The sequence below is a fragment of the Acetivibrio straminisolvens JCM 21531 genome (genome assembly GCF_000521465.1).
Lineage (GTDB): Bacteria > Bacillota > Clostridia > Acetivibrionales > Acetivibrionaceae > Hungateiclostridium > Hungateiclostridium straminisolvens.
Genome location: NZ_BAVR01000050.1, coordinates 1 through 11,445, shown reverse-complemented (window position 1 = coordinate 11,445; position 11,445 = coordinate 1). Strand labels below are relative to the sequence as shown.

Annotated in this window: 10 protein-coding genes and 2 pseudogenes; 10 read left to right on the top strand and 2 right to left on the bottom strand. The window is 38.7% G+C overall.

The window, feature by feature from the left end; genetic code table 11:
• The first annotated feature begins 8 nt into the window (after positions 1-8).
• Positions 9-467: a VanZ family protein gene (locus JCM21531_RS12695; protein WP_243467645.1), complete on the top strand. Its 459-nt coding sequence runs from the start codon at positions 9-11 to the stop codon at positions 465-467.
• Between the two features lie 59 nt (positions 468-526).
• The gene (locus tag JCM21531_RS12690; RefSeq protein ID WP_038290441.1) at positions 527-931 is read left to right on the top strand and encodes a single-stranded DNA-binding protein; all 405 of its coding nucleotides are present in this window, start codon (positions 527-529) and stop codon (positions 929-931) included.
• Here the strand turns inward: JCM21531_RS12690 and JCM21531_RS12685 are convergent.
• The gene (locus JCM21531_RS12685; RefSeq protein ID WP_038290438.1) at positions 928-2,340 is read right to left on the bottom strand and encodes a sugar transferase; all 1,413 of its coding nucleotides are present in this window, start codon (positions 2,338-2,340) and stop codon (positions 928-930) included. The two genes, JCM21531_RS12690 and JCM21531_RS12685, sit on opposite strands and share 4 nt — an antisense overlap.
• A gap of 161 nt (positions 2,341-2,501) precedes the next feature.
• Positions 2,502-3,902: a sugar transferase gene (locus JCM21531_RS12680; RefSeq protein WP_038290436.1), complete on the bottom strand. Its 1,401-nt coding sequence runs from the start codon at positions 3,900-3,902 to the stop codon at positions 2,502-2,504.
• A 270-nt stretch (positions 3,903-4,172) separates the two neighbouring features.
• Here JCM21531_RS12680 and rpsU point away from each other — a divergent pair, with 270 nt between their 5' ends.
• The 8 genes and pseudogenes from rpsU to JCM21531_RS12645 all read left to right on the top strand — a co-directional run bounded on the left by rpsU (position 4,173) and on the right by JCM21531_RS12645 (position 11,350).
• Positions 4,173-4,349, top strand: a complete 177-nt coding sequence (gene rpsU / locus JCM21531_RS12675; RefSeq protein ID WP_010247912.1) for a 30S ribosomal protein S21 — start codon at positions 4,173-4,175, stop codon at positions 4,347-4,349.
• A gap of 15 nt (positions 4,350-4,364) precedes the next feature.
• Positions 4,365-4,807, top strand: a pseudogene (locus tag JCM21531_RS12670) (GatB/YqeY domain-containing protein).
• A gap of 165 nt (positions 4,808-4,972) precedes the next feature.
• Positions 4,973-5,881 (top strand): single-stranded-DNA-specific exonuclease RecJ, encoded by a 909-nt coding sequence (locus JCM21531_RS22225; protein WP_243467644.1) that lies wholly within the window; start codon positions 4,973-4,975, stop codon positions 5,879-5,881.
• On the top strand, positions 5,878-7,455 hold the full coding sequence (locus JCM21531_RS22220; protein ID WP_243467643.1) for a single-stranded-DNA-specific exonuclease RecJ: 1,578 nt from the start codon (positions 5,878-5,880) through the stop codon (positions 7,453-7,455). Before JCM21531_RS22225 ends, JCM21531_RS22220 begins: the two co-directional genes overlap by 4 nt.
• Positions 7,456-7,521: 66 nt before the next feature.
• Complete coding sequence (locus tag JCM21531_RS12660; RefSeq protein ID WP_038290432.1) at positions 7,522-8,037, top strand: adenine phosphoribosyltransferase; 516 nt, start codon at positions 7,522-7,524, stop codon at positions 8,035-8,037.
• A gap of 56 nt (positions 8,038-8,093) precedes the next feature.
• Positions 8,094-10,262: pseudogene (locus tag JCM21531_RS12655) on the top strand (RelA/SpoT family protein).
• Between the two features lie 19 nt (positions 10,263-10,281).
• On the top strand, positions 10,282-10,731 hold the full coding sequence (gene dtd / locus JCM21531_RS12650) for a D-aminoacyl-tRNA deacylase (protein WP_038290429.1): 450 nt from the start codon (positions 10,282-10,284) through the stop codon (positions 10,729-10,731).
• A 13-nt stretch (positions 10,732-10,744) separates the two neighbouring features.
• On the top strand, positions 10,745-11,350 hold the full coding sequence (locus tag JCM21531_RS12645; protein WP_038290426.1) for an MBL fold metallo-hydrolase: 606 nt from the start codon (positions 10,745-10,747) through the stop codon (positions 11,348-11,350).
• Positions 11,351-11,445: the final 95 nt, after the last annotated feature.

The following is an 11,445-nucleotide window of genomic DNA, read 5'->3' as shown; positions in this document are numbered from 1 at the left end:
GCTAGAATATGAAAAAAGCAAAAGTTGTGTTAGTATTTGCAGCATGGATTGCAGTAATTGGCATGATTATAATAATACTTGGTTTTTCCAGTCAAAATGGTTTGGATTCTGTAAGTACTTCAGAAACAATTGTTGATAAGATTATTAGTTTTTTAAATCTTGATGATGTTCTTACGAAAAATGAAGTACTTATGGAAAATAGAAATTATCTATTTAGAAAAGCAATGCATTTTACGGAGTATTTTATTCTTGCTTTGCTGGCCTTCAATGCATTGCGGTTTGTAAGACTCAACAAGGCTAAAGCTTCGGTTTTTGCGATGCTCATAGCCTGTTCGACAGCTGTTATTGACGAGCTATATCAAAGAACAATACCGGGACGTAATCCTCAGATTTTGGATGTATTTATAGATTCTGCGGGTGCGCTTGCGGCTGTTCTGATATGCTCATTTTTATTAGAAAGAATGTAGACAAGCGAACAAATGTTTGATATAATTATGGAAAAACTATTTGAAAGTGGGTTTGGTATATGAACAAAGTTATTTTAATGGGGAGATTGACTCAGGATCCTGAACTGAGACACACTACCACAGGTAAATCCGTATGCCATTTTCGACTCGCGGTGGACAGGAGATTTTCAAGACAGGGAGAACAGGAACAGGCAGACTTCTTTCCGATAATTGCATGGGAAAAGACCGGTGAATTCTGCAACAATTACTTTCGTAAAGGACAGAAGGTTGCGATAATAGGAAGGATTCAGAACAGGTCGTGGAACGACGAGCAGGGAAATAAACGTACTGTTACGGAAATTATTGCAGAAGAAGCATACTTTGCCGACAGCAAGAAGGATAATTATACATCGGACGGTTTTGAACCTAAAAATACAGGTGCCGAAGGATTTTTCCCGATAGAAGATGATGATTTGCCATTTTAAAAAAGATGCCTTTTAGTAGGCATCTTTTTTCTTATAACTACCCAAATGGTCTTTAAAATTATAACTATGTCAAGCCAGATTGACCACTCGTCTATATATTTTGTATCAAGCCTTACAACATCTTCAAAGTCTGTTATGCTGCTTCTGCCGCTTACCTGCCACATGCCTGTAAGACCCGGTTTGAAGCTTATTCTCCTTCTATGATAGTTTTTATACTTTTTGACTTCATCCACAGTAGGGGGTCTTGTTCCCACAAGACTCATATCCCCTTTAAGTACGTTAAAAAACTGGGGAAGTTCGTCAAGGCTTGTTTTTCTAAGGAGCTTGCCTACAGGAGTAACTCTTGGGTCCGACTTGATTTTAAACATCAGACCGCCTTTGATTTGGTTTTGCGCCATAAGTTCTTTTTTTCGTTCTTCCGCATCGACATACATTGTTCTAAATTTATATATCTTAAATATTCTTCCGTTCATTCCGACTCTGTCCTGCTTGAACAATACCGGACCGGGAGATGTTAGTTTAATGGCAGGTATTATAAATATCGAAGCGATTCCGGTGATAATGAGCCCAATCAGAGCACCGGTTATGTCCATAATTCTCTTAATCAAAAGTTGAAATTGGTTAATGCTTACCGAATTGAAGGTAAGCATGGGAAGAGTACCCATACAGCTAAAATGAGTCTTTGCAACTCTAAGGTTGTACAAGTCCAAAATAACTCTTACTGTTATTCCCATTTCCTCACATATGGATACATATTTTTCTACATCTCCAACATAATCTTTCGGCAAGGCAAAAATTACCTCATCGACTACATGATTTTTAAGTATTTCTTCAAGATCGTCTATATATCCCAGTGTTTTTTTGCTGTTGAATGAAGCATTATTTTTATGAACATTTACATAACCTAGCACATTTATGGTGATATTTGTTTTTTGGAGGAAATATATAAATTTAAGTGCTACATTGCGGTCACCGACAAATATTACATTCGTAGTGGTATTGCGCCGGTGCTTGCTCACAAGATAAATGTACATGAATCTTTCAAAAATCAAAAATGCTATGCTTGTAACGGTAAAAACCGAGTAAAGTGTCCTGCTGAACATAGTTTCTTTTATAAAAAACATAAAGGATGCAACAAACATGCAAGATATAAGAGAAGAGAACAATATGTTTCTTAACACTCTGTCATAATAATTAAAGGTTGTCTTGTTGTACATGCCCAGAAATCCCATGGATGAAATCCAAAGAGGAATATATATGAGCAGTACCCATACAAAAGCGGTTATGCCTTGCAGGACTCTAAGGTGCGATGCTATGTAATATGAAATAAAGAATGACAAAATGAGAAAGAAGATATCTAAAAACAATTGTCCTATGCTTACAAAAGCGTGTCTGTTTGAACTATGCATAACTGCCCCCTAATTAAAAATAAGAATTTAAAAGAGTTTAAGTTTATTATGAGTATATAAATATATTGACATTATTATTATAATTCCTATTAAAAAATAAATCCATAGGACTAAGAATAAAAAGTGACTATTATATGTATTTAAGTACTAAAGAAATGGAATTAATAGGCTCCGCTTCTTCTTAACACTATAAACACCGTTTTTATTATGATTTTTATGTCAAGCCATAGGGACCACTGATCAATATATTTTGTATCGAGCTTGACAACTTCATCAAAATCGGTAATACTGCTTCTGCCGCTTATTTGCCACAAGCCTGTGATGCCTGGCTTGATACTGATTCTTCGCCTGTGGTATGCTTTGTATTTTTTTACTTCATCTACTGTCGGGGGTCTAGTGCCTACAAGGCTCATGTCACCTTTTAGCACATTTATAAACTGGGGAAGTTCATCAAGACTTGTCCTTCTTAAAAATTTCCCAACCCTTGTCACCCTTGGGTCGTTTTTTATCTTGAACATCAATCCGCCACTGACTTCGTTTAGTGCTGAAAGCTCGGCCTTTCTATAGTCTGCATCGAAAGTCATTGAGCGGAATTTGTACAATTTAAATATCCTGCCGTTAAGACCGACTCTGTCCTGCTCAAATATTATAGGTCCCGGTGAATCCAATTTTATTGCCGGAATTATGAATATTGATATTAAAGCCGTGAAAGCAAGACCAATCAATGCTCCCCCGATATCCAGCAAACGCTTCAGAAAGAGCTGAAGGGGATTAAAGGATATTGTATGGAATGTAAGCACAGGAAGAGTCCCTATACTGGTTAGATGACTTTTGGACAGCTTTAAATCATATAGATTTAGAACCATCCTGACGGTTATGCCCATTTCCTCGCACAGCAAAATGTATTCCTCGACTTTTCCCACATAATCCTTTGGGAGAGCAAATATTACTTCATCCACCACGTTCTCTTTCAGAATCTGCGGAAGGTTTTCTATGTGTCCGAGGTTGTGCTCGTATTTATCTACTTCTTTTGAATCCACTTGTACATAACCGATAATGTTTACATTCATGTTGGTCTTATCGATGAACTGACTGTATTTTTGAGCTTCGCTGGGACAGCCGATGATGATTACTCTGGTTGTGCCTTTCCTGGCCTTGTTTCTTCCGGAGATAAAGAAGACATAAACAAGCCTTTCCAGCATCAAAAGGTTCATTACCGTAATGACAAAGGTGGTAAACAGGAGCCTGCTGAACATGGTTTCTTTAATGAAAAAAATCATTGAGGCAAGGGTGATGCTGGATATGAGTGTGGAAAAAAGACAGTTTCGAATTATTCTGTCAGGATAACAAAAAGTTGTTTTGTCATACATTCCTAAATAGCTCATACAGAAAAACCATAGAGGGATAAACACCACCAAAATCCATAGATATTCTTTGTAATCGTGCAGGTTTGTAAGAAATGAAGCAATATAGTATGATAAAAGGTACGAAGCTACTAAAAAGACGATGTCCAGGGCTAATTGAATTACATTTAAATAGGCTTGTCTACTAAGTCTATACATCGTACTTACCTACCCTTATTATACTATATTATATCCTCTTGAGGAATATTTTAACACTACTATGAAAAAAAGTAAAGAATATTTTTGACAAATAGAGAGAAAATAACAATTATGGCTTAAAGAACAGTTAAAATAAGTATTGACACGCGTTCTCCGTCTAATATATAATAAAGTGTGTGCTATATTTAGCTGAGTTCCCAATTTAATCCACACTAAAAAGGTCGTAGTTTAGTCTTGGCACAATTGCTACCATCGGAGGGAGGGAAATACGTGTCTGAAGTTAGAGTTAAAGAGAATGAATCTCTTGATAGTGCTCTTAAGAGATTTAAGAGACAATGCGCTAAAGCAGGCGTATTGGCAGAAGTAAGAAAAAGGGAGCACTATGAGAAGCCTAGTGTTAAGAGAAAAAAGAAATCTGAAGCAGCAAGAAAAAGAAAGTTTAAATAAGGGAGGCGAGTACGGATGCCCCTTAAAGAAAAACTTATGGATGATTTAAAGGCAGCCATGAAGGATAAGGATGTTACTAGAAAGAATGCCATCCAAATGGTCAGGTCGGCTGTGCTTCAGGTTGAGAAGGATAATAAGTTTACCCTTGACGACGATGGTATATTAGAAATAATTGCCAAAGAAGTAAAAAAAAGAAGAGACTCACTTGCGGAATATGAAAAGTCCGACAGACAGGATCTTATAGACGCTTAAAAGCCGAGATAGATGTTTTACTAAGTTACCTGCCTGAACAGCTAACAGAGGATGAACTAGAGGTTATTGTAAAGGAAGCAATTAACGAGACGGGAGCAAGTTCGGCCGGTGATATTGGCAAAGTAATGAAGGCTGTGCTGCCTAAAGTAAAAGGCAGAGCTGATGGAAAGATTGTTAATAAAATTGTAAGTAAGTGTCTGAGTTAAGACCGAAAGCTCGATGAAAAATCGGGCTTTTTTCATATTTTGTTATACAAGTTTTCTTATATATTTCATTTGAACAATAGAATCAAATACATTATAATTAATTCAATACGTTTGAATTATATACTTTACATAAGGTATTATTATACTATTTTGGCAGGTGGTGTAATGGGGCAAGACAGATTATGGTTAATGAACGATTTTTCTCATGAAAAGGTTGAGATACTTGCAGAGGAAGCCGGAGTATCAAAGCTCCTTGCCGGAATTTTTTTGTCCAGGGGAGTTGATGATCCGGATTATATAAAAGATTTTTTAAACCCGTCATTGGACAAACTCCATGATCCCTTTGAGCTTCGTGACATGGAAAAAGCTGTGGACAGAATAATAAGGGCTCTTCATAATAATGAGAAGATTTTGATATATGGTGATTATGATGTGGACGGAATAACGAGCACATCTATTCTTTACGATTTTTTAAGAAGAAATAATGCAAATGTCTGTTACTATATTCCTGACCGGTTAAATGAAGGTTATGGTATTTCCATGGCTACTGCGCAAAAAATGCCGGCTATGGATGTGGACTTGATAATCACTGTTGATTGTGGGATTACTGCCTTTGAAGAGGTAAAATACATTACTGGCAATAATATTGATATTATAATAACTGACCATCATGAATGCAGGGAAAGTGTTCCTGATGCATATGCTGTAGTAAATCCCCACAGGCTTGACTGTACTTATCCCTTTAAAGAGCTTGCGGGAGTAGGAGTAGCGTACAAATTGCTTGAAGCTCTTGCAATAAAAATGAATATTCCGGGCAGTGAGAGGCGTTATCTTGACATTGTCGCCTTGGGGACTGTGGCGGATGTGGTTCCTCTTTTGGGGGAGAATAGAATCATAGTAAAATACGGTCTTTCCATAATGGAGAAAACTTCGAATATCGGACTTAAAAGTCTTATCAAAGTGGCAGGAGCGGAGAACAAAGAAATCGATTCTTTTGTAATTGGATTTGTGCTTGGTCCGAGGATAAATGCAGCAGGCAGAATAGGAGATGCAACAAGGCTGTTAGACTTTTGACCACAGATGATGAAAATGAGGCGCTGGAGATTGCAAAGGAGCTGAATGAACAGAACATACTCCGCAAGCAAAATGAACTTGCCATATTCGAGGAAGCGGTCAATATTGTTGAGAGCGATATAGACCTTGGCAAGGAAAAAGTGATTGTAGTCGCAGGAGAGAAGTGGCACCATGGCGTTATCGGGATAGTGTCATCCAAAATAACTGAGAAGTATTATCGGCCGAGCATACTTATTTCCGTTGACGGTGATGAGGCAAAGGGGTCGGCAAGAAGCATTGAAGGATTCAACCTGTTTAAAGCTCTTGTGCATTGCGAGGAGGTTTTGGAAAAATACGGCGGTCATGAGCAGGCGGCAGGGCTTGCACTAAAGCCGGAAAACATTGACGATTTTAGAAGAATGATAAATGAATATGCTGATTCTATTCTTGATGAAGGCGACCTTGTTCCGCGGATGAAAATCGATGTGCGTATAACAAGGCAAGATATGACCGTTGATAATTGCAGAGAATTAAAGCTGCTTGCGCCTTTCGGGGAAAGCAATCCTTCTCCTGTGTTAAGATATGACAACTTAAGAGTTGGAGAAATACGTCTTGTTGGGCAGGACAGCAGGCATGCAAAAATCAGGTTTGATGACAATGGAGCTGTCATTGATGCTATATGCTTTAACGGAGGAAGACTGACAGATTATTATAGCGAATCGGATGTTGTGGATGTTGTATGCTCCATGGAAGTAAATTCGTGGAACGGTAGAGAAAATGTTCAGCTGAATATAAAGGATATCAGGCTAGGGGAGACGGTGGAAAGGCAAAACAAATTTTATTTTAGCCTTGATAGGTGTATTGATTTTATTATCCGTCAGGAGGATAATATTGTTGATGAGGTTTTGTCAAAGATACAAGCTATTGAGTATCCTGGGGGCATTGCGGAAGCGATAAATGTTTTTTTGTCCCGGGGTGAGAAGACAGCTGTTCTGGTAAATTCTCCTGAAGGTCTTGAATTTATTGAAAGGGATTTGAAAAAAGCTTTGCTGTCTTACGGGGATACATATGGAATATTTTTCTCTTCTTTGCCTCATGACAGTATCAAACCGGTATCCGTAGTGGTGAATCCCCATCCCGAAGAAGCTTTGCTTTCAAACTTTGACCGGGTGATATTATTTGGTGCGTGGATATCGAAGTATTATATTTATCAGATTGTACGAAAGATTGATTTAAAAAGGGTTTATGTTTATAATAAAATAATAATCGATTTTGTTGATGATGATATTATATTAAAAAGGCAGGATATGGCAGCAGTATATAAGTATTTGAAATCCTGCAGCGAAGAGAGTAATCAGATGGTTTTGGAGGATTTGTTTGCTCTTGCCCGGAATGTTTCGAGAAAATACGGTATATCCATGAACTATTTCAAGGTAAAGAGAGCAATACAGGTTTTTGAGGAATTATCCCTTATAAAAAAGCTTCCTTACGGGGAGAAGGGGCAGGTTGTCATTTTGAATAATATTGGAAACAACAGAACAAACCTTGAAAACTCTTGCTTGTTTAGAAATATTCAGATGCTGCGGAGCGTCTGAGAGTTCCTTGGAGCGGCTTTATAGGCTTTATTCTGGATAGATTAAATTTTACAAGGAGGATTTGCTATGGATTTAAAGACCAAACTAAGAGAAGTGCCCAATTTTCCGAAGGAAGGTATAAATTTTATTGATATTACTACCGTTCTTCAAGATGCAGAGGCTCTTAAGGAATGTATTGATGCCATGAAAGCAAAAATTGAGGCCTTTGGGGATTTTGACCTTATTGTGGGACCTGAATCCAGAGGATTTATTTTTGGCACGCCGCTGGCATATGCTTTGGGAAAAGGATTTGTACCTATCAGGAAAAAGGGTAAGCTTCCTTACAAGACCATTAACGTTGAATATGAGCTTGAATATGGCACAGATATTCTTGAAATGCATATAGATGCAATTAAGAAGGGACAGAAGATAGTTATTGTTGATGACCTTCTTGCAACAGGAGGGACTACCCAATCAAACATAAAGCTGGTGGAACAGCTGGGAGGAGAAGTCCTGGGAATAGTTTATTTTGTTGAACTTACATTTTTAAATGGAAGAGAAAAGTTGAAAGGCTACAATGTAGAGTCCTTAGTTCAGTATTAATGTATGGAGCGTACATAAAGCAGGACTATTTTTGAATCGATGTGGGGGAATACTTGATGGGTGACGGCTATACCAGACTTATTAAAAGAATAAAAAAATACAACCCAAACTGCGATTTTGTACTCATTGAAAAGGCTCACAATCTTTCGCTGGAGGCACATAACGGTCAGCAAAGGGAATCCGGCGATCCTTTTATTGTGCATCCCATGGAAGTTGCCAATATACTGGCAGACCTTGAGTTAGATTGCACTGCTATAGTAGCGGGTATTCTTCATGATATTGTTGAGGATACTTCTTATACTTTTGAGCAGATTAAGGAGAATTTTGGCGATGAGGTTGCAAGTCTTGTGGACGGAGTAACCAAGTTGGGCAAGATTCCTTACACCACAAAGGAGGAATTGCAGGCCGAGAACCTCAGAAAGATGTTTCTTGCGATGGCAAAAGACATCAGAGTTATTCTTATAAAGCTGGCAGACCGTTTGCACAATATGCGCACTCTAAAGTATATACCCGAAGAAAAACAAGTTGAAAAGGCAAAAGAGACTCTTGAAATATATGCTCCTTTGGCTCACAGGCTTGGTATATCAAAGATAAAATGGGAACTCGAGGACCTCTCTCTAAGATATCTTGATCCGAAAGGCTATTACGGCCTTGTAAACAAGATAGCAAAAAAGAGAAGAGAAAGAGAGGCATATATTTCGGAAATTGTTAAGACAATTCACGAGAAAACTGCTGAGATCGGTATTGAAGCTGAGATTGAGGGCAGGCCCAAACATTTTTACAGTATTTACAGGAAAATGGTTCAGCAGAACAAAACGTTAGAGCAGATATATGACCTTTTTGCGGTAAGGGTCATTGTCTCAACGGTAAAAGACTGCTATGCCGTTTTGGGGCTTGTACATGAAATCTACAAGCATGCCGGGAAGATTTAAGGATTATATAGCCATGCCAAAGCCGAATATGTATCAGTCGCTTCATACCACATTAATCGGACATGAGGGTATTCCCTTTGAGGTACAGATAAGGACATGGGATATGCACCGGGTAGCGGAAGTGGGTATAGCAGCTCATTGGAAGTACAAAGAGGTAGATCAGCAGATGAATATGACAAGAAACTGGCCTGGCTCAGGCAGCTTTTGGAATGGCAAAAGGAAATGCGGGATGCCAGAGAGTTTATGGAGACCTTGAAAATAGACCTTTTCACCGATGAGGTTTTCGTATTTACCCCGAGAGGGGATGTCATAAGTCTTCCTAACGGTTCAACGCCCATAGATTTTGCCTATGCAATTCACAGTGCTATCGGAAACAAGATGTCCGGGGCAAAAGTGAACAATAAAATTGTGCCCATTGACTATGTGCTTAAAAACGGTGATATAGTAGAGATACTTACTTCTACGAATGTGCATGGACCAAGCCGGGATTGGCTAAAGATTGTAAAGAGCTCTCAGGCAAAGAATAAAATCAATCAGTGGTTTAAAAAAGAAAAAAGGGAAGAGAATATTATAAGGGGCAAGGAAATGATTGAAAAGGAGCTGAAAAAGCAGGGATTTACAGCAAATCAGCTCTTTAAACCCGAGTGGGTGGAAATAATACTCAAAAGATATACTTTTGCTTCCCTTGAAGATCTTTGGGCGGCCATAGGTTATGGTGCACTTACTGCAAACAAGGTTATTTCAAAACTGAGGGATGAGTATAGGAAAACTGTCAAAGCCGAAGAGTTTGCAGAACAGATGGCCAAAGAAGAGAAGAAAAATAGAATTCAGGGCAAGAGAGTACCTGAAAATGGTATAATTGTAAAAGGGATAGAGAATTGTCTGGTAAGGATTTCCAGATGTTGCAATCCTGTTCCGGGTGATGATATTATTGGATATATCACGAGGGGTAGAGGTGTGTCGGTGCACCGAAAGGACTGTATCAATATCGTCAATAGTATTGATGGCGATAACAGACTTATTGAGGTAAGCTGGTACACTGCAAACAACGTGGCATATAAAGCGGATATTACTGTCATGGCCAATGACAGAACGGCGCTTTTGATGGAGATAACAAATGTCATTGGAGAAGCAAAGATTCCGCTTAAGGCGATAAATGCAAGAACCACTAAAGATCAGATTGCAATTATGAACCTTACCCTGGAGATTACAAATACAGAACAGCTTGAGAATATTATCAAAAAGATTAGAAGAGTTGACGGAGTATTTGAAGTAACGAGAAACAGACAATAGAAAGAATAAAGGGGATTTTATGCGGGCAGTTGTACAGAGGGTGACCTTTTCGAAGGTAACGGTCGAGGATGAGGTAATCGGAAAGATAGGAAAAGGTTTGACGGTTCTTTTAGGTGTGGGTTCCGATGACGGAGAAAAGGATGTCGGATACCTTGCGGACAAAATTGTGAACTTAAGAATTTTTGAAGATGAAAACGGGAAAATGAATCTATCGCTGAAGGATGTTGGAGGAGAGCTTTTGGTTGTATCCCAGTTTACCCTCTACGGCGATTGCAGAAAGGGTAAAAGACCGGGATTTGACAGGGCTGCAAGACCTGAAACGGCAAAAGAACTCTACGAGAAATTCGTTGAAGCGTGCCGCAGCTATGGTGTAAAGGTTGAAACCGGTAAATTTCAGGCTATGATGATGGTGGAAATCCATAATGACGGGCCTGTTACAATGCTTATAGACAGTAAAAAAGAATTTTAAGGTGGAGGATAGCATGATAATAAAATGTCTGCCGATTGGACTTTTTAGTTCCAACTGCTATATTGTTGGTCAAAACGGAGAAGGAATAATCATCGACCCAGGATGTGATCCGAGAAAGATAGTGGATACTGCCAAGGAAAACAACCTGGAAATCAAATATATAATAATAACCCATGGACATATCGACCATTTGTTGACGGTGGATGAGGTTCGGGAAATGACAGGGGCCAAGGTTCTAATTCATGAAAAGGATGCGGACAAATTGACAGACCCCGGTTTAAATGATCCCGTCGGAATGAGATTGGGAAGGGAATGTAAAGGAGCTGACAGGCTCTTAAAAGACGGTGAAGTGATAACGGTTGGCGGACTTGATTTTGAGATAATTCACACACCCGGACATTCTGCAGGAGGCATTTGCATAAAAGTTGGTGATGTAGTTTTTACAGGAGATACTTTGTTTAATATGGGCATAGGCCGCACCGACTTTGCCGATGGGGATTTGAATACCCTTTTAAACTCCATTGAGAATAAGCTTATGAAGCTTGACGACAATGTTGTGGTTTATCCGGGGCATGGAGAGTCTACAACTATTGGTCGGGAGCGAAATATGTTTCGTTAAATTTTGAATCTTTTAGATTTTGCAATTTGGTAGGAGTTTACATGGAAATATACATAAAGTTGGAAGGACACGAGTATCGATACGAGATAGAGAAT

Coding starts and splice junctions, on each gene's coding strand:
- JCM21531_RS12695 (WP_243467645.1), top strand. CDS start 9: ATGAAAAAAGCAAAAGTTGTGTTAGTATTTGCAGCATGGATTGCAGTA.
- JCM21531_RS12690 (WP_038290441.1), top strand. CDS start 527: ATGAACAAAGTTATTTTAATGGGGAGATTGACTCAGGATCCTGAACTG.
- JCM21531_RS12685 (WP_038290438.1), bottom strand. CDS start 2,340: ATGCATAGTTCAAACAGACACGCTTTTGTAAGCATAGGACAATTGTTT.
- JCM21531_RS12680 (WP_038290436.1), bottom strand. CDS start 3,902: ATGTATAGACTTAGTAGACAAGCCTATTTAAATGTAATTCAATTAGCC.
- JCM21531_RS22225 (WP_243467644.1), top strand. CDS start 4,973: ATGGGGCAAGACAGATTATGGTTAATGAACGATTTTTCTCATGAAAAG.
- JCM21531_RS12660 (WP_038290432.1), top strand. CDS start 7,522: ATGGATTTAAAGACCAAACTAAGAGAAGTGCCCAATTTTCCGAAGGAA.
- dtd (WP_038290429.1), top strand. CDS start 10,282: ATGCGGGCAGTTGTACAGAGGGTGACCTTTTCGAAGGTAACGGTCGAG.
- JCM21531_RS12645 (WP_038290426.1), top strand. CDS start 10,745: ATGATAATAAAATGTCTGCCGATTGGACTTTTTAGTTCCAACTGCTAT.